Here is a 22,390-nt window from a genome sequence, read left to right as displayed (position 1 = left end):
TGTTGCTTTTGCTGTTGAGGTTGCCGGCCAGCGGCCGGCACTACCGTGGGTGCAGGGCGCAGCCCTGCCGAACACCCCCCTAATCGTGACCGCTGTCGTCCAGGCTGATGATGCCGCGCCTCAGCGCCTGGGTCACCGCATGCGTGCGATCACCCACGCCCAGCTTGTCCATCAGGCTCTTCATGTGGGCCTTCACCGTCTGCTCGGAAATCTGCATACGCTCGCCGATGCGCTTGTTCGACAGACCACCGGCCACGTGCCGCAGCACCTCGGTCTCGCGCGGCGACAACCGGTCTTCCACCACATGGGCGGCGATGCTGGCCGCCACCGCCGGGGGAATCGGTGCGCGCCGGCCGCCAGCGACCATGCGGATCGTATCGACCAGCTCGTGGCGCAGCATGTCCTTCAACAGGTACGCACTGGCGCCGGCCTGCAGCGCCCGCACCGCACGCACGTCACCGCGGTAGGTGGTCAGCACGATGATGCGCGCACGCGGGTCCATCGCGCGGATCCGCACGATCGCTTCGACGCCATCCAGGCGTGGCATCTGCAGGTCCATCAGCACCACGTCCGGCTGCAGCTGCTGGTAGCGTGCGATGGCTTCCTCGCCATCGGCGGCTTCGCCGAGCAGGCGCAGGTCGGAATGGGCACCCAGCAGCGCCGCCAGGCCGTCACGCAGCAACGGGTGGTCGTCGACCACCAGCACGCCGATCGGGGCAGGGGATTCAGTCATGGCTCGTTCTACTCCAGGGCCAGCGCCAACGCGAGGGGCGGCGGTGATAGAGGCGCCGGGCGGGGACCGCCAGCGCGACTTCGGTCCCCAGCCCGGTGCGGGTCCACAGCTGCAGTTCCGCACCGAGGCGCTGCGCGCGTTCGCGCATGCCCTGCAGGCCCCAATGACCATGGCCGGCATTCTCGTCGGCGATGCCGACGCCATCGTCGCGCACGTGCAGCAGGAAGCAACGCGTGCCGTACGACAGCTCCACTTCGATGGCGCTGGCGTTGGCATGACGCAACGCATTGCGGATCGCCTCACGCCCGATCAGGAACACTTCTTCGGCCGCGTCGGCCTGCAGCGGCGGCGTTGCACCTTCCACGGTCAGGCGCAGCGGATTGGTACCGTGACCGGCGTACTCGGCGTGCACATCGGCCAGTGCCGAAGCGAGGTCGCGGCCCGCGAACGGTCCCTCACGCAGGGCATTGACCCGCTCGCGGCCCTCGGCCAGGTTGCGTTCGGCCAGTTGCATCGCTGACTCCAGCTGGCCGCGTACCGGCTCCGGGGTCTGGGGTGACTGGCTGATCGCGTGCAGGCGCAGGATCAGGCCCTGGCTGCCCTGCAGCAGGGTGTCGTGCAGGTCGCGCGCGATGCGTTCGCGCTCGCCGTTGCGTTCCTGCAGGCGCGCGCGGAACAGCGCGGCCAGCTGCCCGCTGCGGATGCGTACCGCCATCATCAGCAGCGCGAGTATCGCGGCTGCGCACAGCAGCTTGAACCACACGGTCTGCATGAAGGTGGGCGCGATGCGGAAGCTGCGGCTGGCTGGTGCAGTGCTCCAGATGCCGTCTTCGTTGGCAGCTTCCACCTCGAACCGGTAGTTGCCCGCTGCGAGGTTGGTGTAATACGCGCGGGTGCTGCTGCCTGCGTCCTGCCAGCCGTCGTCGACGCCGGAGAGTCGATAGCGGTAACGGTTGCGCTCCGGGCGCGCCAGCGACAGCGCCACGTAGTCGATCTGCAGCTGGCTGGTGCCGGCGGGAAGGCGCAGTCCATCGCGTAGCAGCTCGTGCTTGCTGCCATACAACACGTCGCCGATGCGCACGCTGGGGGGCATCGAATTGACGTGGGAGCGGGTGGTATCCAGCCAAGCCAGGCCCTGGTTGGTGGCCAGCCACAGCAGGCCGTCATCGGCCAGGGCGGCGGTGGCGATCGGTCCACTCTGCAGGGCAATGCCAGGCATGCCGTCGATCGCGTCGAACAGGCGTGGCGTGACCGGCAGTCCGCTGCGCAGGGCGCGGCGCAACAGCCCGCTTTCCATCCGCACCAGGCCACGGCTGCCGTTGAGCCACAGGTGTCCATTGGCATCGGCGACCATGCCGGTGATGCCTTCCAGGACACCGGCCATATCGGTGCGCACCGGAACGAAACGTCCATTGCCCAGCCGCGCAGCCAGCCCGGCTTCGCCGGCGACCAGCAGAATGTCCTGATGATGCAGCATCGCGGTGATCGGCCCCACTGACAGGCCCTGGCTGGCATCGAAGCTCTCGATGCGGCTCGCACTCATCCTGCGCAGGCGGCCGTCGGCATAGCCGAGCAGCAGCTGGCCATGGGCATCCAACGCCAGCGATGAGCAAGCCTGCTCGGGCAGGCGGCTTTCGCGTTGCCAGCGGTCGCTCTGGTAGTGCAGTACCCCGCGTTCGCCGGTGCAGGCCCAGGCCTGCCCGTCGTCAGGGAACAGCAGGGCATGCAGCGGTTGCCCAGTGAACGGCGCTGGCAGTGGAATCAACGTGGTGTGGCCGGCTACCGTGCGAGCAAGATTGACCCAGTCGAACTGCCAGATCGGCGTGGGTGCCTGGCGCGCGGCGGCCTGCAGCTGCGCGGCGCTGCCATCCAGCAGCGGGCGCCGCAGATCGTAGGGTTTGAGGTCTTCGCCATAGCCATACACGCGGCCATCGCTGGCCCGCACCAGCGAACGGTAGGGATCGCTCGGGCCCACCGCCAGGGTGTGCACGCTGCGTGCGCGGAAGCGGTTGAGGCCGAGATTGGTACCGACCCAGAGATTGCCTTCGCGATCGACGATGATCGGTACCGCCGAGGTGGCGGTCAGCCCGTGCGGGGAATCGAAGCGTTCCATGCGCACGGCCTGGGTGCCGTCAAAGGTGACGCGGGCGACGCCGCCGTGCGGGCTCATCGTGGCCCACAGCGCACCATCGGCAGTGAACTGCAGGCGCGCCGCAACCAGTTCCGGAAGACGCCGCGCTTCACGTTCGCCGGCCGCCAACAGGCCCTGCGCGTTGGCCAGGGGGGAGGTGCCGCGCACCCGGTCGGCCAGCCACACTTCACCCTGAGGGCTTTCGGCCAGCGTCGCCATCTGCGAGACGGCGATGCCCGTGTCTTCAAACGCGGCCTGGCCGGCGGCACGCATCCAGATCTTCAGGTCGGCCAGTACCCAGAACCTGCCCCGGCTGTCGTGCAGCACCCACTGCACACGGCGCTCGGGCAGGCCGGCAGCGGCCGGCAGTGGCTGCCAGCGTTGTCCGTCAAAGCGGCGCAGCCCGCCATTGATCGCCGCCCACAGCCGGCCCTCGCGATCCTGGCTGAAGCGTGGGACCACGCCGACCGGCACCCCCTGCTCGCGGCCGTAGCTGTGCAGCCGCCCCTGTGCGAACCGGCTGATGCCGGCCTGGAAGTAGCCGATCCACAGGGCGTCATCGCGGCCCTGCGCCAGCGTGACCATGTTGGTGGACGGGAACTGGCTGCCGACGGGCGCCGCCTGCCGTTCGAAGCGGCGGCCATCGAAGCGGTACAGGCCCGAGCCGGTGGCCAGCCACAACAGGCCGTCGTGGTCCTGGCTGATGTCCCAGATGTCGCCTGGAGCACCCTGGCCGACGCGCCAGGCGGTGTGCTCGTAATCGGGCAGCCCGCCACTCACCGGCGGGCGCTGCACGGCGAAGGCGGGCAGGGCGGTCAACAGCAGCAGGCACGTCAGCAGCGTTGGCAGGCGACGCAGGAACGGGAAGGGGCGGCCTCGCATGGCGCGCATTCTGGCAGGTACGGGGCAGTCCGGGGTGACCCGAACGGGGTAGGCAGTGGCAGCCGCGGTCGGCTATCACGCCGCCATGTCCCCTGGAGCCCGGCGATGCAGCGCCTGTTCGTGATGTTCCCTGATCGCGGTCCGGGCATCGGTCTGCTGTGGCTGCGGTTGTGCCTGTCTGCGGCACTGTGCATGCCCGGCACGCATGCGGGTGGGTGGTCGGCGCTGTGCCTGTTGGCGGTGCCGATGCTCATGCTGGGTGTGTTGACGCCACTGGCGGCGCTGATGGCGACCGTGGGAATGTTCGCGCAACTGGCGCCCTGGCCACAGGTAGTGCTGCCATTGGCGCTGTTGATGCTGGGCCCAGGCGCCTATTCACTGGATGCGCGCTTGTTCGGCCGTCGCCGGCTGGAGCACCGCCCCCCCCCATTCGGGTAGGTGCTGGCCTCGACCGACGGGGGTAGGGCATCGCGCAGTGGCCACGCACCATGGGGCACCCCCCCGCGGCGTCCCGCATGGCCACCATTTTTCCGCCTGATCTGCCCGCTGCATCACTGGCACCGCAGCAGGCCGCCGCGCTACAGCGCGCCCTGCGCTATGTCGATGAGCATCTGTCGCAGCCGCTGCGGGTGACCGAGCTGGCGGCGGCCGCCTGCGTCAGCCGCTTCCATCTGGTGCGCCTGTTCCGTACCGGTACCGGCGCCAGCCCGCTGCGCTATGTGCGTCGCCGCCGCATCGAGCATGCGCGCCAGCTGCTGCCGGGTGCGCAGCTGCCGATGGCCTGCCTGGCCCAGCAGCTGGGCTTCTTCGACCAGAGCCATTTCGTCCGCAGCTTCCGCGCGGAGACGGGCTGCAGTCCCGGCCAGTACCTGGCCGGCGATGCCGCCCTGTTGCTTCCCCTTGATCGTGTTTCCAACGGAGTCCACCCATGAGCCTTGCCACCGCCACTCCCGCCCCGGCGCTGCTGTCGCCCACCGACCACGCCCTGGTGCTGATCGACTTCCAGTCGCAGATGGCGTTCGCCACCCACACCATCGATATCTCCGCGCTGCGCAACAACGTGTCGCTGATCAGCAAGAGTGCCAAGGGCTTCAATGTGCCGGTCGTGCTGACCACGGTCGCCGAAACGTCATTCTCCGGCCCGATGTTCCCGGAACTGCCGCAGATCTTCGCCGGCCAGGCGGTGTTCGACCGCACCTCGATGAACACCTGGGAAGACCAGCCGGTGATCGATGAGATCAACCGCATCGGCAAGCGTCGCCTGGTTGTTGCCGGTCTGTGGACCAGCGTCTGCATCGTCGGTCCGGCACTGTCGGCGTTGGCGCAGGGCTTCGAGGTGTATGTGATCACCGATGCCTGTGGTGATGTCAGCGAAGAGGCGCACGAGCGTGCGATCACCCGCATGGTGCAGGCCGGCGCGGTGCCGATGACCAGTGTGCAGTACCTGCTTGAGCTGCAGCGCGACTGGGCACGCGGGGAAACCTACGACCTGACCACCGGCATTGCCCGCGACCACGCCGGCGGCTACGGCATCGGCATCCAGTACGCCAAGCGCATGTTCGGCGCGCAGGAAGGCGGGCACTGAGCATGCTGGCTGGCCATGGCCTCGACCTGGCCCTGCTGATGCTGCGCGTGGCGGCAGGAGGCTTCCTGCTGCCACACGCGTTGGGCAAGCTGTTCGGCTGGTTCGGTGGACCGGGGCTGTCCGGCTTCGCTACCGAGCTGCGCGGCTTTGGGCTGCCAGCAGTGGCACCGTTGCCGCTGTTGCTGGCCCTGCTGCAGGTGCTGTCCGGGCTGGCCGTGTTGCTGGGATGGCAGACCCGCATCGCCGCCCTTGCGGCGGCCGCTTTCATCGGCTTCACCGTCCTGTTGGCCCTGCCCAAGGGTTGGTTCTGGATGCGCGGTGGCAGTGAGTACCCGTTGATGTGGACCACGGTACTGCTGGCCATCGCGCTGGCCGGGCCCGGCACCTGGGCGCTGGACGTCCACCGACTTCCGGGAGACCTCGCATGAGCAACGATCCACTCGATCACGGCCGCCGCAACGTGGTGCTGGCCAGCGGCGCTGCCGTAGCGCTCGGCCTGGCCGGTCGCGCCGGTGCCGCACTCGATTCCACTTCCAAGGAGCGTCGCATGAGCACGCTGGTCATCCGCAATGCCCGCATCACCACCCTCGACCCGCAGCAGCCGCATGCGCAGGCGCTGGCCGTGCAGGAAGGCCGCATCGTCGCCGTCGGCAGCGACGAGGAGATCATGCGCGGCTGGGGCAGTGAAGCGACCCTGATCGATGCACAGGGCCGGCGCCTGCTGCCCGGTCTCAACGACAGCCACACCCATCTGATCCGCGGTGGCCTGAACTACAACCTGGAACTGCGCTGGGACGGACTGCGTTCGTTGGGTGACGCCCTGGACATGCTGAAGGCCCAGGTCGACCGCACGCCCGCACCGCAGTGGGTACGCGTGGTCGGTGGCTTCACTGCCGCGCAGTTCAACGAGAAGCGCCTGCCGACCCTGCAGGAACTCAATGACATCGCGCCGGATACGCCGGTGTTCCTGCTGCACCTGTACGACCGCGCGCTGCTCAACCGTGCTGCGCTGCGCGCCTGCGGCTACACCAAGGACACGCCGGATCCACCGGGCGGCCAGATCGTGCGTGATTCGCTGGGCAACCCGACCGGGCTGCTGCTGGCCAAGCCCAATGCGCTGATCCTGTACGCGACACTGGCCAAGGGCCCGCGCCTGCCGATCGAGTACCAGGCGAACTCGACGCGGCATTTCATGCGTGAACTGAACCGGCTCGGCATCACCTCGGTGATCGACGCCGGCGGTGGCTTCCAGAACTATCCCGAGGACTACCAGGTCATCGAGCAGCTGCACCGCGATGACCAGCTGACAGTGCGTATCGCCTACAACCTGTTTACCCAGAACAAGGGCAAGGAAGTGGATGACTTCCGTGGCTGGAGCGAGATCCTGCAGCCGCGCCAGGGCGATGACCTGCTGCGCCACAACGGTGCCGGCGAGATGCTGGTGTTCTCCGCGGCTGATTTCGAGCTGTTCAACGAGCCGCGACCGGAGCTGCCGCCAGAACTGGAGCCGGAACTGCACGACGTGGTGAAGCTGCTGGTCGAGAAGCGTTGGCCGTTCCGCATCCACGCCACCTACGACGAGAGCATCAGCCGCATTCTCGATGTCTACGAACAGGTCAACCGTGAGGTGCCGTTCGATGGCTTGCACTGGTTCATCGACCACGCCGAGACCATCACCCCGCGCAACATCGAACGCATCCGCGCGCTGGGGGGCGGCATCGCCGTGCAGCACCGCATGGCCTACCAGGGCGAAGCCTTCGTCGAGCGCTATGGCGTGCAGGCTGCGCGGCATACGCCGCCGGTCAAGCGCATGCTGGCCGAAGGCGTGCCGGTCGGTGCCGGTACCGACGCCACCCGCGTGGCCAGCTACAACCCGTGGGTGGCGTTGTCCTGGCTGGTGACCGGGCGCACCGTGGGCGGGCTGGCCCTGTATGGTGATGAGAACCTGCTTGAACGCGAACAGGCCCTGCGCCTGTGGACCCAGGGCAGCGCCTGGTTCTCCGGCGACGAGGCGGTGAAGGGCACGCTGAAAGCCGGCCAGCTGGCCGACTTCATCCTGCTTTCGGCCGACTTCTTCCGCGTCGACGATGCGCAGATCGCCGACATCACCAGCGTGCTGACCGTGATCGGTGGCCGCATCGTGCATGCCGACGGCGATTACGCCGGCCTGGCGCCGCAGCTGCCGCCGGCGATGCCGGACTGGTCGCCGGTCAACCGGTTCGGTGGTTACCATGTCGGCGGTGCTGCCACCGGATTGGCCACCGCCCATCGCCTCCATCACGGTGTGGCCTGCAGTACGCATGGTGCTCATGGTCATGCTGCGCAACATGCGGCGCCCACCGATGACCTGACCGCCTTCTGGGGCGCGATGGGATGCTCGTGCTTCGCGTTCTGAGCCTGGCGCTGCTGGCCGTGCCATCGCTGGCGCTGGCCTGCGAGGGTGGCCATTGCACTGACGCCGGTGACGGCCAATTGCGGTGGGACGCCTCGCTGCGCCTGCGTGGCCTGTACTACGACCCGACCCGGTTTGGTATCGGCGGCGGCGAAGATGGCTATGGCCTGCTGCGTGCGCTGGCCTCGGCCAGCTATGTGGAGGATGCCTGGCAGGCGAAGCTGCAGCTGGGCGTGCATGCCGAGAATGGCAAGGCAGGTGGAGCCGGCCGCACCGACCGCGGCGCGCTGGATGTGCAGCAGGCGTACTGGCGCTGGCAGCGCAGCGGCTTCCACCTGCAACTCGGTCGGCAGGAAGCCGGCTACGGAAGCTCGCGGCTGTTGTCGGTGCGCGATGGGCCGAATATCCGCTTGGCCTTCGATGGTGCACGCTTGGGGTGGAAGGGTAGCTTCGGCACGCTTGATCTGATGGCGCTGCGGCCGGTGCAGAACCGACCGGGAGCCTTCGATGATCGCGGCGAACACGGTGCCCACCTGTGGGGTGCCTATGCCACCACGGCACGCGGGGAGGGCGCAGGACAGTGGGATCTGTACCTGCTGGATTACCGCCGCGAAGGCGCACGCTTCTCGGCGGGTTCCGGCACCGAGCGTCGGCAGGCCGTAGGTGCTCGCTGGTTCGGCCAGTCCGGTGCACTGGACTGGAACAGTGAACTGGTGGCGCAGGGCGGCGAGCTGCGCACTGCCTCGGGCAATCTCGATATCCGCGCCTGGACGCTGGCCACCGATACAGGGTGGCGCTGGACGGACCTGCCGCTGCAACCGCGGTTGGGGCTGAAGGCGGACATCGCCAGTGGCGATGGCAATCCGCGAGACGGCCGCCTGGGAACCTTCAATGCACTGTTCCCGAAATCGGCCTACTTCAGCGAGGCCAGCCTGCTGGCACCGGCGAACCTGATGGACCTCCAGCCGACCCTGACCCTGCGCCTGCACGACGCGGTGACGACGGAGCTGGGCGTACAGATGGCGTGGAAGCATCGCCGCGCCGATGCGGTGTACACCACGCCGGCACCACTGGTGGCGTTGCCGGGCAGCGCCGGTGGCGCGCGCCGCATCGGTAATCAGTACAAATCCGAAACCCGCTGGCAGGCCAGCGAACACTGGCAATGGCAGCTGCAGCTGGCCTGGGTCGATGCCGGTCCTGCACTGAAGCAGGCCGGTGGGCAGGACACGCTGTTCGCCTCGATCGTTGGAGCATGGCAATGGTGAACGCAACCGCGTCGCAACCCCCCGTACAGGCCGAAGGCGCCTGGTCCCCACTGAAGATCCGGATGTTCCGTTCGATCTGGTTGGCCATCCTGGCCAGCAACATCGGCACCTGGGTCAACGACGTGGCCGCCGCCTGGGTGATGGCCGAACGTACCGGCTCGCCGTTGATGGTGGCCCTGGTGCAGTCGGCCACCACCGTGCCGATCGTGTTGCTGGCGCTGGCGGCCGGAACGCTGGCCGACATTGTCGATCGCCGCAAGTACCTGTTGGCGACCCAGGGGTGGATGCTGCTGGTGGCGGCGGTGATGGCCGCACTGACGGCGATGGACATGCTGACCCCGCAGCTGCTGGTGCTGCTGACCTTCTGCATGGGGTGCGGTGCGGCGATGGCCATGCCGGCACAGGCCGCCATCGTGTCCGAACTGGTGCCGCAGCCGATGCTGGCTTCGGCGGTGGCGCTGAACTCGATCGGCATCAACATCGCGCGCTCGATCGGCCCGGCTATCGGCGGTGTGATCGTCGCCCAGCTCGGTGCGGTCTGGGCGTTCGGCTTCAATGCCATCACCTTTGCCGCGATGCTGTTCGTGGTGTGGGGCTGGAAGCGTGACCCGAAGCAGTCGAGTCTGCCGCCGGAAGGCTTCGGTGCTGGACTGAAAGCGGGCCTGCGCTACGCGAGCCGCGCGGGACGCCTGCAGGCGGTGCTGATCAAATCGGTGGGCTTCTTTTTCTTCGCCGCAGCGATGAACGCGTTGCTGCCGGTGGTGGTGCGTGGGCAGATGCACGGCGGCGCGGGGCAGTACGGCATGCTGCTGGGCTGCATCGGCATCGGTGCGGTGGGCGGTGCGCTGCTGCTGCCGAAGCTGCGCGCGCAGATGGATCGCGACCTGCTGGTGCTGCTGGCCACGCTGTCGCTGGCGCTCAGCTTGGTCGGGCTGGCGCTGACCCGCAGCTGGTACGTGCTGCCAGTGGTGATGCTGATCAACGGTTTTGCCTGGATCACCGTGCTGTCGTCGCTGCAGATTGCGGCGCAGACAGCAGTGCCTGCCTGGGTACGCGCGCGTGCACTGGCGCTGTACATCATGGTGTTCTCCGCCGGCATGGCGGCCGGTGGCCTGAGCTGGGGCGCGCTGGCTCAGCGTACCTCGCCGGAGCTGGCGTTGCTGGTGGCTGCCGCAGGTGCGGTGTTCGGCGGATTGCTGGTGTGGCGCGTGCGCATTGCTGGCACCGAGGATCTGAACCTGCGTCCGGCCGGGCACTGGCCGGCGCCAGAGCTGTCGGTGCCGGTGTCGAACGATCGCGGCCCGGTGCTGGTCACCATCGAGTACCGCATCGACGATGCAGATCGTGCCGCGTTCCAGGCAGAGATGCGCGCGTTGGGAACGATCCGTCGCCGCGATGGCGCGGTGGTCTGGGGCGTGGTCGAGGATGTGGCCAGTCCGGGCATCCACCTGGAGTATTTCGTGACCCCGTCGTGGCTGGAGCACCTGCGCCAGCACGAACGCATCACTGCCGACGACAAGACGATCCAGGAAGTGCTGCGTGGGCTGCATCGCGGCGAGCGTGCGCCGGTGGTGCGTCACTTCGTGGGCGGCCATGACCCGCTGCCGAAGACCGGCGTACCGCACCACCACAGCGACATCTGACAAAAAAGGGGACGGCGGCGCTGGGTAGCGCCGCCGCAGTGAATCACTTACGCGCGAACGCCAGCAGGTCGGCGTTGAACTGGTCGGCGTGGGTAACGGTCAGGCCGTGCGGCGCACCTGCGTACACCCTCAGCTCGGCATCCTTGATGATCTGCGAGGACAGCTTGGCCGAGGCATCGAACGGCACGATCTGGTCGTCATCACCGTGCACGACCAGCGCCGGCACATCGATCTTCTTCAGGTCCTCGGTGTAGTCCACTTCCGAGAACTCGTGCACGCAGTCGTACTGACCCTTGACGCCACCGAGCATGCCCTGCAGCCAGAACGCATCACGCATGCCCTGGGTAACGGTGTTGCCGTCGCGGTTGGCGCCGAAGAACGGCGTGGTCAGGTCCTTGAAGAACTGCGAGCGGTCGCCGCCGGTACCCTTGCGGATGCCGTCGAACACTTCCAACGGGGTGCCGGCCGGGTTGGCTTCGGTCCTCAGCATCAGCGGTGGCACAGCGCCGACCAGCACCACCTTGGCCACGCGCTTGCTGCCGTGGCGACCAATGTAGTGGGCCACTTCGCCGCCACCGGTGGAATGGCCGACCAGGATCGCGTCCTTCAGGTCCAGTGCCTCGATCACTGCGGCCAGGTCATCGGCGTAGGTGTCCATGTTGTTGCCGTCCCAGGTCTGGCTGGAGCGGCCGTGGCTGCGACGGTCGTGGGCGATCACGCGGAAGCCGTTCTGGCCCATGAACAGCATCTGCGGGTCCCAGGCATCGGACGACAGCGGCCAGCCGTGGGCGAACACGATCGGCTGGCCGGTACCCCAATCCTTGTAGAAAATGCGGGCGCCGTCGGCGACGGTGACGAAGTTGCTCATTGCGGTTTCCTTGGCGGAAGGGAGGGAAGGCACTGGCAGTTGTGCCGGTGCCTCCGGCAGTACAGCGCAGCGCCAGGCGGGCGCCTTGCACGGCTGTGCTGGATTACACCGGATGTGACGCATATCGCTCTGGCACGAAGCCGTTCCGGCATTGAGGATGGCGATAGCCCTGCTGAGGAGCCTGTGATGTTGAATGCCTGTTGGAGCCCGCTGTTGTGCCTGCTGCTGGCCACGGGCGCGCACGCTCAGACCAACGTCTACAAATGCGTGGACGGGCCGCATCCGGTCTACCAGCAGACGCCGTGCCAGGGGCGTGCGGAATGGCGCTGGGAGGTGCCGGCGGAGCCGGCCTCAACGGGTGCGACCGTGGCCAAGGCGGCGAGCCCAGCCTCAAGCCGTCCGCGTGTGGTACGGCAGGCGCGTGCGCGGGCTGCACTGATATCGATCAGCGCGGATCCTGCCGCCTGTGAGCGCGCGCGGCAGCAACGCGCAAAGGTGCTGGTCAATGGCAAGCGCATGGACTTCGTGCAGCGCCGGCAACTGGACGATGCCGTGCATGAGGCGTGCCGCTGAAACGAAATGGTGCCGGAAACGACAACGGCGCCCGCAGGCGCCGTTGGACAGGATGCGAGGTGCTGGACCTCAGCGACCGTCGCTGGCAGCCGCCGGTGCCGGCGAGGGCACGCTGTCAGGCTTGGGCAGGCTCAGCTCCGGGTTGCCCTGTTCGGCCTGCAGGATCTGGATGCGGCGCTGCAGGGAATCCAACTGGCTGTTGGTGCTCTGCACGTCGCTGCTCAGGCTGACCGCCTGCTGCTGGGCCTGCTGCAGGGCAGCGCTGACCTGGGCCGACTGTGCCTGCTGCTGTTCCATTTCCTGCTGCAGGGTGCGCAGGCGTTCCTCGTTGTAGGCCACCAGGCGCTCGGTATAGCGCTTGCCGGCCTCCAGGCGGGTGGTGTCGATGTAGACCTGGGCCAGCTGCTCGGACTGCTGCGCGAAGGTGCGGTAGACACGCTCGGCGTTGTCGACGGCATCGGTCTTGATCACCCGCCAGAAATTCTTCTCCTGGAACAGGGCGACGTAGTAGGTCAGGGTGTTGGCATTGAACAGCAGGCTGGCGCCGTAATTGCCGTTGTAGGTGGTGCGCAGCTCGGTCAGCTGGCGGGCATCCATCAGCTGCTTGAGCTCGTCAACGGTGTTGCGCACCACCGGTGCGGTACGTGCGGCCGGCTCAGCGGCTGCTTCGCGGTCGCTACGGGCAGCCATCGCCGCCGGTGCCACCAGCATCATGGCCACGGCCAGCAGTGCCGCGCCGCGCGCGTGCCGGGCGAAGACCGCGCCCCCTGAAGTTTCTCGCATGTCTAGACCATCCACGGATGAGTGTGGGTTGAGATGAAGGTGGTTCCCCGCCGGGAGTCTAGCATGTGCGCGGGCGCCGCCAAGGGCGCCCGTCACGGGTCAGTAGACCAGTTGTGCGGGCGTGCACTGGATGGACTGGACATGCACATCTGTACGGCCCAGTTCCAGGCCCAGCACCTGGGCCAGCAGCGAGCGCAGCAGCGAGCCGACGCTGTTGAGCAGCGGCTTCAGGACATCCAGGGCGGGCTTCAGCAGGAAGCACAGCAGGCCCGAACAACTGACCGGGCCATTGCCGGGGGCGGTGACGCCGTCGCCGGCGAACTGGTCCAGGAAGCCGTCTTGGGCGGTCTGCAGGTAAGATGCGAGGTTCTGCGTCATGCAGTTGTTGTAGGCCTGGTCGCTCAAGGAAATCAGCAGGCTTGCACACCGGTTGACGGTCAGTCCGCCGAGCAGGCTACCCAGCAGTGCCGGCAGCACGCCCAGCCCTTCGCCTGTCACCGCTGTGCGATAGCCCTTCCAGACAGAGCCATCCTCCCAGCATGTCAGCAGGCCCACCAGGCAGGGTTTTGGAACACCCTTGGGTACAACCCACGCGCCCAAAGGCTTCAGCCCCCGTGTCTGGTCGCCAAGTTCAAGCAGTTTGATGGACGCATCGACGTCATAGCGATTGCGACCAACGTTGGCTGCTTTCAGGTAGCGATCGGCCAACTGCGCTGCGGTCGAGCCCTGGCTCATGCCATCGTCGCGCGGATCGAGCACCCCGGACAGGACGCGCAGCAGTTCGCTGACCAGCTCGGACACGGCGGTGCCCACCTCCAGGGAGTTGACCTGGGTTGAACCGGTCGCGCCGGCGGGGAGGGTGAGGCTTTGCGTGTCGGTCAGCGTATTGACCTTGATGCTGTCATTGATCAACGGGGCGCCGAGCAGTGTCAGCATCTGCTCCTTCTGCAGGGTGTCGCCACAGACATTCTGCTTGGAGAACCGCTCGCTGTCGGCCACCTTGCCGACGCAGGCGCGCAGCACGGAGGACTCGACCTTGATCGTCGCCGTGGGAGGCGTGCTGCCACATTGCAGGCTGGTCAGGGTCGCCATTGCATTGGTCACGTCTGCGTGGACCGGCAGCTTCAGGCGGATGCCCAGCAGTGAAAGTACGCCGCCTGCAACGGGGATGTTGTTGGTGTCGATGTCGAGGAAGACGCGGATCTGCGCGTTGTAAGCGCGCGAGCCAATGCCTCCGATGGCGATCGACGGCGGCTCCACCACGGCGGCTTTCGCATTGACCAGGCCCAACAGGTTGAGGTCATTGACCGAGACCGCACGGCCGCCATTGGCTATGCTGATGCTGGTCCCTATGAGGTCCAGCACATTGACATCGGCCTGCAGCGCGCTGGAAATCGTTCCATCCGGCGCGACAACGCGTGCGAACAAGCCGCCGCCGCTGTCATCGGAGCCGAGTTTCACCTCCAGCTGCTTGAGGTCGATGCCCTGCACGACCAGGGCATTCTCCAGCGCACTCAGGTCCACGTGGGCAACGCCCTGCTGGGTGAGCAGGTCAACGGTCGCCTGAAGGATCTTGCCCAGCTTGACCTTGCGGCCGGCCAGCAGATTGTTGAACTCGGCCACGCCCATGTTGACGTCGATTGGAATGCCCAGTGCCTGCAGCAGTCCGTTCGGGGTGATATGCGCCTGTGCAAGGCCGTCGTAGCCGAGCAGGGTGGTCTTGTCGAGGTCGGCACCCACCAGTTTCAGGACATTTCCCAGTGGCGTGTTGCCGTTGATGCGGAGCAGTTGCGAGCCGACACTGAAAACCGCCGTGGGCTCTGCACGGCGCGCCACGGCCTGGGCGGTCACGGTCGGCAGGCTGCTGTTCTGCCCGAAGAAGGGAAGCACCGCGCGGCGGGTGATGACACGAACGGCGTTGCGTTGATTGGCAGCATCGACGGCCGGGCTGAAGTGCCCCTCGGTGGCCCGGGTCACGTTCCAGTTTCCGCAACGGATTTCCAGGCTCCCAGCGAACCTGTTCTGGGTGAGTGCACTCTGCCGCGCAGCACTGTTGTCGCTGTTGTCCGAGGTGCACAGCTCCAGCCGTTGCGCTCCAGCCAGTGCGGCCAGATCAGCGACTTTCTGCGCATCGCGCTTGGCCCAGAACAGGTAACCGATCTCGATCAGGCCCAGCATCGCCAGCAACGCCAGCATGACCAGCATCATGGTGATCGACATCCCGCCCCGTGGGCGGCTGAAACTGAACTGGCGTGGGCGTTTCATGGCCTACCTCAGCGTCCGGATGAGGATGATCCCTTGGACTTGGCGACATCGGTTTCAAAGAAGTCCGGGATCTCGTGTTCGAAGCTCTTGATGTAGCGGGCGTAGCTCAGCGTCGCCTGGTCGCCGAGGATCGGCAGGTGCTGCCCGGCCTGTTGCCCCGATGCCTGCAGGCGGAACAGGTTGCGTGTGGTATCGCCGATCTGGCTGCGGCCGGGTCGCGCGGCTGCAGCGTTGCCATCGGTGATGGCCACTGCTGCTGGCGCCGCCTGCGGCATCGGTGCTGGCGGGGCCACCAGGTCCACGGTGGCCAGTGACTCGGACTGCAGCGGCTGCGACGCCGGCGCAGCCGGCGTGCTGCCGCCAAGCATCTGCCCGGTCAGCGGCTGTTGCTGCGCCTGCACGGCGGCGGCCGGTAACAGGCAGATCAGAACGGGCAGCAGGCGTCGGGTCAGGGGCGTCGCGGTCATGGTGTGTTCCCGTTCGGGTGGTCGGAGGCGCTGAAGCGTTCCAGCATCGAGGGCGGCAGGCGCTGCGGATCGCGTTCATCGCGGCTGTCGCGGCGCGGTTCCGCGGCCAGTCGCGTGGCGGCGGGCGGGTTGCCGGCGGCATCTCTGGCGAGAGCACGCGCAGGGGCCGGCACGGCTGCGGCAGCGGCCGATGCGGCCTGGCGTTGCTGCAGGCGGGCACGGATCTGCGCCGCCTGCTGCTGGATGCTGAGCCGGGTCTCGTCGTTGAGGTTGGCCTGCTGGGCGAGGCGTTCGGCGGTGGTGGTGTCGCCACGCAGCACCGCCCACAGGGCGAGGTTGGCAGTGGCCTTGGCATTGCCCGGCGACAGCTCCAGCGCCTTGGCCAGGGGTTCGCGCGCGCGCTCGAATTGCCCGGCGCGCAGCCGCGCATAGCCGAGGTCGCCGAGATAGCTTGTATTCAATGGCTGCAGTTCGGTCGCCCGCGCCAGTGCCTGCTCACTGCCGGCGTCGTCGTCACGGCGCGCAGCGATCAGGCCCAGGCCGTGCGCGGCTGCAGCGGCCTGCGGGCCACTGGAGAGCTCGCGGTACAGGGCGATGGCCGCGTCGGCCTGGCCGGTCTCGCGCAGGGCGTCGGCCTGCAGCAGGCGCAGCGCTGGCGGATCGCCATAGCGCTGGCGGAAGGCATCGACGTGGGCGAGTGAGGCATACCATGCGCCTTGCTGCTGCATGCGTTCGATCAGCTCCAGGTAGGCATTGCGGCTGTCCTGCGGCGCCGGTTCGGGCGCGGCCAGGCTGGGCGCGCGCAGGTACTTCGGTGTGGTCGATGCACAGCCGCTGGCGCCGGCAACGGCGGCCAGGGCAACAATCAGGCAGGAAGTGCGCAGGGCAGGCATCAGGGGGACCCCATCTTGGACATGGTAGTGGCCAGCGCGACCAGCGCTGGGCCGGCAAGGACCAGCATCAGCGCTGGCAGCAGGGTCAGCATCATCACCACGGTCATCTTCACCGAGAGCTTGCCGACCTTTTCCTTCAGCGTGTTGCGACGCTGTTCGCGCAGGCGGATGCTGAACTGCCGCAGCGGCTCCTGCACCGCGCCGCCATGGGCGTGCACCTGCAGGATCAGCTGCATCAGGCTGGTCAGGTCATCGTCTGCATAGACCTCGCTCAGCCGGCGCAGCGACTGCGCGCGCGTGCGGCCATGGGTATAGGCGACGTTGGCCTCCTGCAGCTCGCCGCCGAGCACCGGCAATGCATCGCGCAGCTTGTCGCCGAGCGTCTGCAGGCTCTGGTCCATGCTGAAGCCCACGCCCTGCAGCAGGCGTAGCAGGTCGATCAGCAGCGGCAGCTCGTTATCGACCGCGCGCCGGCGCCGCTTCACCCAGGAGGAGAGAATGAACTTGGGCAGCAGCAGGCCAGCGGCCAAGGCGCCGATGATCACCATGATCCTGGCCAGCCCGGTGACGCTGCTGAATGTCAGCACCAGTGCCAGCACCAGCACGGCCAGCAGCAGGCGCAGGCCGAGGTAGATGGCCGTACCGCGGCGGGTGTTCCACCCGGCCAGATCCAACAGCAGCCGGTCTTCATTGGCCAGCAATGCCGCTTCCAGGCGGCCGCCGCTGAGGGCACGGCCGAAGCGTTCGAGCCAGCCCAGCGAATCGTGCCGTGCAGGTTCGGGGTCACGGGACGCCTCGCGCGGCTGCAGGGCGGTCTTCAACGTGGCCGTAGTACGCTGCTCACGATGGCTGCGTACCCAGCCGCCGATACCCAGCAGGGCGATACCTGCAGCCAGTACGAGCAGGGAGAGGGCGAACCAGGCGCTGGCGCTCATCGGTTGTCTCCGGCGGGGCGAAGGTGGTTCATAGCGACTTGGCCAGGCGATACAGCAGGAAGCCACCGACAAGCTCCATGCCCAGTGCAAGCAGCAGGATCTTGTGGCCGAGCGGATCGTGCAGCACCGGCTGGAAGAAGTCCGGGCTGGTGATCGCCATCAATACTGCGCAGGCCGGTGGCAACAGGCCCAGCACCCACGCTGACATGCGCGTCTCCGAGGTCGTTGCCGCAAGCTCCTGCTGGGCCTGTTCCAGATCGCGCATGAAATCGCCCATGCGCTGCAGGATCTGATCGGAGCGCCCGCCGATGCGCACGCTGACACCGATCACCACCGACAACACCTTCAGCACATCCATGCGATAGGGATGCGACGCCTGTGCGAGAGCACGGTCCAGCTCCATGCCGCTGCGTGCAAAGCGCACCGTGGTGTCCAGCAGCCCGCGCAACGGCGCGCTGGTCTGCATCGACGCAACCTGGAACGAGGCCTGCAGGCTGTTGCCCAGTGCAGTCAGCCGCACCAGGTTGTCGAGGAAGTCCGGCAGCTGATGCAGCAGTTGCGCACGCAGCTTCGTGGTCCGCCGCAGCACCCACAGCCAGCAGCCAAGCAGGTACAGCAGCAGGGTCAGCGGAAACATCCACGCGGTGCCCAGCCGCAGCATCGCTACCACCGACAGTACCAGCCCCGGTACCAGCAGCATGATGGGAATTTTCCAGCCGGTCTGCAGCCCTGCGCGCTGCAGCGGGCCATCCAGCGGCAGCACGCGGCGCCCGGTGCCGGCGGGCCGCGCCGGATCGTTGGCAGCGGTGACGGACGGCCCGGCAGGTGCTCCGCCCGTGGCGCTTCCGCGCGAAAGCTGCTGCTCGGCGTGCCGCATTGAAACCTGCCGTTGTTCACGGCTGCTGGCCGTGCCCCACAGCCAGGCTGCCAGCGCCAGCAGCACCGCGATGATGCTCAACATGCCCAGCAGCGCGCCGGTTCCCATGCTCAGAATTCTCCGTAGAGCGATTCGCGCAGCTGCTGGCGGAACGGTTCCAGCTTGTGCGAGTGCGGATGGAAGCCCAGCCCGACCCAGCGATCGATCTCTTTGCCGTTGCCGTCGATCTGCAGCTCGTGGCGGAACATTTCCTGGGTGGTGATCAGGTTGTCGCTCACACCGGTGATCTCGGTGATCGATACCAGCACGCGGCGCCCGCTGCCCAGGCGCGAGATCTGCACGATGAAGTCGATGGCACTGGCGATCTGCCGGCGCAGGCTGTCCTCGCTGCCCTGGAAGCCGGCAAAGCCGGCCAGCATCTCGATCCGGTACAGGCAGTCGCGCGGTGAGTTGGCGTGGATGGTGGCCATCGAGCCGTCGTGGCCGGTGTTCATTGCCTGCAGCATTTCCAGGACCTCGGCGCCGCGCACCTCGCCCACCACGATGCGGTCGGGGCGCATGCGCAGGCTGTTGCGGACCAGATCGCGGATGCTGACGGCACCGTGGCCTTCGGCGCCACCAATACGGCTTTCCAGGCGGACCACATGCGGGTGGTTGAGCGAGAGCTCGGCGGTGTCCTCGACGGTGATCACGCGCTCGTTCGCGGGGACGTAGCTGGCCAGGGCGTTCAGCAGCGAGGTCTTGCCGGAGCTGGTGCCGCCGGATACCAGGATGTTGCAGCGGCCCAGCACCATCGCCTTCAGCAAGGCCTGCATCGGCGCATCGAAGGTGCCCTTGGCCAGCAGTTCATCGGGGGTGAACGGATCCTTGCGGAACTTGCGGATGGACACCATCGGTCCGTCCACCGCCAGCGGCGAGATGATCGCGTTGAGACGGCCGCCGTTGGGCAGGCGCGCATCGACCATCGGATTGGAGTCATCCAGCCGGCGCCCAAGCGGGGCGAGGATGCGGCGCAGGATGCGCAGCAGATGGGTATCGTCGGTGAAGCGCTGGGTGGCCCGCTTGAGCTGGCCGCCCTGGGACACGTGCACATCCTTGAAACCGTTGATCAGGATGTCTTCGATGGACGGGTCGTGCAGCAGGTCGTCCAGCGGGCCAAAGCCGGTCAGCTCCTTGACCAGGCCCTCGGCGACCACCTGCATCTCCTCTTCGTTGATCGGGATGCGCCACTCCTGGATGAAGCCCACCGTCTGCACCTGCACCCAGCGGGCGATGGTGTCAGGGGCCCAGGAGTCGATGTCGATGCGCTCGTCCTCGATGCTGTTGAGCAGGTGCTCATGCGCGGCCGAGAGCACCTTCTGGTACTGCTCGGTCTGCGCGAACGGCTGGTGGCCCGGCGAGCTTTCGGGCAGCACCGGCCGGGCAACGGCATGCGGGAACGGGGTTACCTTGTCTTCCATTGCGATCCACCCAGAGCAAGGGAGAGTCTTTCCCGCAGGCCCTGCGCCTGGACCGGGCAGGCAGCCGGATCCAGGCGCGAAACCAGCGGAGCGAGGGCACGCAGGTAGGGGTCGCGCGGTGCATCCTGCAGCAGCAGGTGGCCCTGGCTGGCAGCCAGGCGCACGCGCGGTCGTTCGGGAAGCGTCGCCAGCAGGGGCACCTCGAAGCGGCGCGCGATCTGCTCCGGGCTCATGCCGCTGCTGTCATCGTGGCGGTTGATCACCAGCTGCAGGCGCTTCTCGCGTTCGCGCTGCCCGGCAAGATGCTTCAGTGCCTGGTCGAGCGACACCAGTGTGGCAATGGAGGCATCGGTGACCAGCCAGATCTCGTCGGCCTGGTCCAGCAGCAGGGGCGGCAACTGCCGCAGCGGGCAGCCACCGGCATCGCACAGCACGCTGGCGAACACGCTGCGCAGGCGCTGCAGCAGTGCGCCTGGGTCCGACGGTGGTACCGCATCGCTGCCGCTGGCACGGTCCAGCAGCACCAGCCCGGTGTCATGGCGAGCCATCGCGGTGCGGGCAAGGGTGGCGTCGATGCGGCTGGCGTTGCGCAGCGCGTCTTCGTAATGGAAGCGGCTGTCCAGGTTGAGGTACAGCGCGAGGTCACCCGAAGGCTGGGCCAGCTCCATCAGCAGGCCGTCCTGCAGCAGTGCCTCGCCCTGTGCCAGCGCACGGGTCTGCTGTGCCAGCACCGAGAGATGTGCGGCCAGCGTACTGGTGCCGACCCCGGCGCGCACGCCCAGCAGGACGATCAGGCGGGCCTTGTGCGCCTGCTGCGCGGCGGCAGCCGGTCGTGGTGACAGGGCGCGACGCAGCGCAGCCTCGATGCCGACGTTGTCGCTGTCCAGGTCCAGCACATCACGCAGGCCCGCCCGCAATGCGATGACGACGCCTTCCACCTGGCCGGCGCTGGTGGCACCGACGGCAACCAATGCCAGATCCGGCTCCGTCTGCTGTAGTTGCTGTGCCAGCACGCTGGAGGCGGCCGCATGTTCGGGGCGGAAATCGAGCAGCACAAGGCTCTGCGGCCCGCGTTGCAGATCCTGGGCGGAGGTCGGCGTACTGCTGTCCTGCCAGTGCAGGGTAGTGGTCGGCGGCAGTTTGGCCGCCAGCCGGGGCAGCAGTTCGCGATCCATTCCGTACAGGACCAGGTTCATCGGCGGTCCTTGCGGATGCAGCGGCTGGGCAGTGGCGTAGGGCATGGGCGTGGTATCGCAGGCATCATGGAATCAGCGTGAGAAGCCGGGTACCGGGTCCTGGCTGATCGGACCCAGCAGCCAGGCGCCCCATTCGGGCATGTGCGGCTTGGCTTCGCGGTCGCCGGGCAGCGGAAGCTCGGTGTTGCGTGCCAGCGGCTTCACCAGGCGTGGCGTGACGATGATCACCAGTTCCTTGTCCTGGCGCTTGTAGTCGAAGTTGCGGAAGAACGAGCCGATGATCGGCAGGTCACCCAGCAGCGGAATCTTGCCGACGCTGGAAACCACGTTGGAACTGACCAGGCCACCGATCACGAAGCTCTCGCCATCGCCCAGTTCGACCGTGGTGTCGGCACGCCGGGTGGTGATCGAGGGAATCTGCACGCCGTTGAGCGCGATGGCGTTGCTGTAGTCCAGGTCGCTGGCTTCCGGTGCGACTTTCAGGGCGATGCGGTTCGGGGCCAGTACCGTCGGTGTCACGGTCAGGCCGATGCCGAAGGGCTTGTAGGTGATCGTCGTGGTGCCCAGCCCTTGCGGTTCCAGTATCGGCAGCTCGCCGCCGGCCAGGAAACTGGCGCTCTGCCCGGACAGCGCGACCAGTGTCGGCTCGGCCAGCACGCGCGCCATGCCATTGCTCTGCAGCAGGTCGACATCGGCATTCCAGAGGCCCTTGGTCGAGCCGAACACCAGGCGGAAGGCCGAAGAAATGGGCGATTCGGCTTCGTTGCCGGAGTTGCCTTCCTTCATGCCGGGCAGGATGCCGGTGTTGCCCGGCAACTGGCCGCCCGGGCGGGCGAAGCCGTAGGCGAAGTTGCCATTGCGGTTCTGGAAACTGATGCCGATCTGCTTCAGTGCGGTCTTGTTGAACTCGACCACCTTGACCTCGACCTGGACCACGCCGCCGCTGCTGACCGTCGACGCATCGGCAAGCAGCCCCTCCTTGCCCAGCGCCATGGCGGCGGTCTTCTGTTCCTGCATGTGCGAGAGCACGCTGTCGGTGCTTCCCTGCAGCAGGCCCTGATTGTCCTGCTGGGTGAATACCAGCCCGTTCGCGCCGGCGTCGGCCGCACCCTGCACCGCGCTTTGTACCCGCACCTGCAGGCGCTGTGGCTCGGCCTGCTTGCGGTGCCAGAGCAGGAGCGTGGTAGTGCCAGGCGCCTTGCCGACCAGCAATGCCTGGCGCTGGCCGCGCAGCATCACGATATCGGCCACGCCCGGATCGGCAATGGCGACCCGCTCCAGGTCGCCCGGCAGGGTCCAGGGGCGCTGCTCACGTGCCTGCAGTACCAGGTCGTCGGCAGCCACGCTCGTCGCCGGTGCCAGCAGCACCAGCAGCAGGGCCAGCCAGCGCTGGCGGGTGGAGGGGCGTGGACTGCGGCGACGTTTGGTCATGGATGCGCTCG

20 protein-coding genes are annotated in these 22,390 nt (G+C 67.4%); 8 read left to right on the top strand and 12 right to left on the bottom strand.

The features are described from left to right. Positions 1-79: 79 nt before the first annotated feature. Positions 80-733, bottom strand: a complete 654-nt coding sequence (locus AC13FN_RS10310) for a response regulator (RefSeq protein WP_014037539.1) — start codon at positions 731-733, stop codon at positions 80-82. After that, positions 726-3,755, bottom strand: coding sequence for a sensor histidine kinase (locus AC13FN_RS10305; protein WP_478412660.1), 3,030 nt, complete (start codon positions 3,753-3,755; stop codon positions 726-728). Before AC13FN_RS10305 ends, AC13FN_RS10310 begins: the two co-directional genes overlap by 8 nt. 96 nt (positions 3,756-3,851) lie before the next feature. Here AC13FN_RS10305 and AC13FN_RS10300 point away from each other — a divergent pair, with 96 nt between their 5' ends. The 7 genes from AC13FN_RS10300 (at position 3,852) to AC13FN_RS10270 (ending at position 10,631) form a co-directional block, all read left to right on the top strand. Continuing rightward, positions 3,852-4,184, top strand: a complete 333-nt coding sequence (locus tag AC13FN_RS10300; protein ID WP_049437737.1) for a hypothetical protein — start codon at positions 3,852-3,854, stop codon at positions 4,182-4,184. Positions 4,185-4,234: 50 nt separating this feature from the next. Beyond that, complete coding sequence (locus AC13FN_RS10295; protein ID WP_482984663.1) at positions 4,235-4,678, top strand: helix-turn-helix transcriptional regulator; 444 nt, start codon at positions 4,235-4,237, stop codon at positions 4,676-4,678. Beyond that, the gene (locus AC13FN_RS10290) at positions 4,675-5,331 is read left to right on the top strand and encodes a hydrolase (RefSeq protein ID WP_478412659.1); all 657 of its coding nucleotides are present in this window, start codon (positions 4,675-4,677) and stop codon (positions 5,329-5,331) included. The genes AC13FN_RS10295 and AC13FN_RS10290 overlap by 4 nt, the downstream gene beginning before the upstream one ends. A 2-nt stretch (positions 5,332-5,333) precedes the next feature. After that, positions 5,334-5,759: a DoxX family protein gene (locus tag AC13FN_RS10285; protein ID WP_049437733.1), complete on the top strand. Its 426-nt coding sequence runs from the start codon at positions 5,334-5,336 to the stop codon at positions 5,757-5,759. A gap of 119 nt (positions 5,760-5,878) precedes the next feature. Then, a complete protein-coding gene (locus AC13FN_RS10280) occupies positions 5,879-7,726 on the top strand; it encodes an amidohydrolase (protein ID WP_478413686.1) in 1,848 nt (615 codons plus the stop codon). After that, a complete protein-coding gene (locus tag AC13FN_RS10275) occupies positions 7,705-8,988 on the top strand; it encodes an alginate export family protein (RefSeq protein WP_478412658.1) in 1,284 nt (427 codons plus the stop codon). The genes AC13FN_RS10280 and AC13FN_RS10275 overlap by 22 nt, the downstream gene beginning before the upstream one ends. Then, positions 8,982-10,631: an MFS transporter gene (locus AC13FN_RS10270; protein ID WP_478412657.1), complete on the top strand. Its 1,650-nt coding sequence runs from the start codon at positions 8,982-8,984 to the stop codon at positions 10,629-10,631. Before AC13FN_RS10275 ends, AC13FN_RS10270 begins: the two co-directional genes overlap by 7 nt. Before the next feature lie 43 nt (positions 10,632-10,674). Here AC13FN_RS10270 and AC13FN_RS10265 read toward each other — a convergent pair whose 3' ends face one another. Further along, the gene (locus tag AC13FN_RS10265) at positions 10,675-11,499 is read right to left on the bottom strand and encodes an alpha/beta fold hydrolase (protein ID WP_478412656.1); all 825 of its coding nucleotides are present in this window, start codon (positions 11,497-11,499) and stop codon (positions 10,675-10,677) included. Positions 11,500-11,685: 186 nt separating this feature from the next. Here AC13FN_RS10265 and AC13FN_RS10260 point away from each other — a divergent pair, with 186 nt between their 5' ends. Next, positions 11,686-12,072: a hypothetical protein gene (locus AC13FN_RS10260; RefSeq protein WP_478412655.1), complete on the top strand. Its 387-nt coding sequence runs from the start codon at positions 11,686-11,688 to the stop codon at positions 12,070-12,072. A gap of 69 nt (positions 12,073-12,141) precedes the next feature. Here AC13FN_RS10260 and AC13FN_RS10255 read toward each other — a convergent pair whose 3' ends face one another. The 9 genes from AC13FN_RS10255 to AC13FN_RS10215 form a co-directional block, all read right to left on the bottom strand. Further along, the gene (locus AC13FN_RS10255) at positions 12,142-12,855 is read right to left on the bottom strand and encodes a DUF2968 domain-containing protein (protein WP_019337873.1); all 714 of its coding nucleotides are present in this window, start codon (positions 12,853-12,855) and stop codon (positions 12,142-12,144) included. 99 nt (positions 12,856-12,954) lie between these two features. Beyond that, complete coding sequence (locus tag AC13FN_RS10250; protein ID WP_049437721.1) at positions 12,955-15,120, bottom strand: TadG family pilus assembly protein; 2,166 nt, start codon at positions 15,118-15,120, stop codon at positions 12,955-12,957. Positions 15,121-15,128: 8 nt separating this feature from the next. After that, on the bottom strand, positions 15,129-15,587 hold the full coding sequence (locus AC13FN_RS10245; protein ID WP_312392390.1) for a DUF3613 domain-containing protein: 459 nt from the start codon (positions 15,585-15,587) through the stop codon (positions 15,129-15,131). Continuing rightward, complete coding sequence (locus AC13FN_RS10240; protein ID WP_482984664.1) at positions 15,584-16,480, bottom strand: tetratricopeptide repeat protein; 897 nt, start codon at positions 16,478-16,480, stop codon at positions 15,584-15,586. The genes AC13FN_RS10245 and AC13FN_RS10240 overlap by 4 nt, the downstream gene beginning before the upstream one ends. Continuing rightward, positions 16,480-17,415: a type II secretion system F family protein gene (locus tag AC13FN_RS10235; RefSeq protein ID WP_010485128.1), complete on the bottom strand. Its 936-nt coding sequence runs from the start codon at positions 17,413-17,415 to the stop codon at positions 16,480-16,482. Before AC13FN_RS10235 ends, AC13FN_RS10240 begins: the two co-directional genes overlap by 1 nt. Before the next feature lie 28 nt (positions 17,416-17,443). Then, a complete protein-coding gene (locus AC13FN_RS10230) occupies positions 17,444-18,400 on the bottom strand; it encodes a type II secretion system F family protein (RefSeq protein WP_482984665.1) in 957 nt (318 codons plus the stop codon). A gap of 2 nt (positions 18,401-18,402) precedes the next feature. After that, positions 18,403-19,752 carry a TadA family conjugal transfer-associated ATPase gene (locus AC13FN_RS10225; protein ID WP_049437711.1) on the bottom strand — a complete coding sequence of 450 codons (1,350 nt, stop codon included), beginning with the start codon at positions 19,750-19,752 and terminating at the stop codon, positions 18,403-18,405. Then, positions 19,737-20,993: a CpaE/TadZ family protein gene (locus AC13FN_RS10220; protein ID WP_049437709.1), complete on the bottom strand. Its 1,257-nt coding sequence runs from the start codon at positions 20,991-20,993 to the stop codon at positions 19,737-19,739. Before AC13FN_RS10220 ends, AC13FN_RS10225 begins: the two co-directional genes overlap by 16 nt. 27 nt (positions 20,994-21,020) lie before the next feature. Next, a complete protein-coding gene (locus AC13FN_RS10215) occupies positions 21,021-22,379 on the bottom strand; it encodes a type II and III secretion system protein family protein (protein WP_049437708.1) in 1,359 nt (452 codons plus the stop codon). Between the last annotated feature and the right edge of the window lie 11 nt (positions 22,380-22,390).

Source organism: Stenotrophomonas sp. 115C5 (assembly GCF_056861055.1).
The sequence above is the reverse complement of the archived record's forward strand: the minus strand, read 5'-3'. Positions and strand labels throughout refer to the sequence as shown.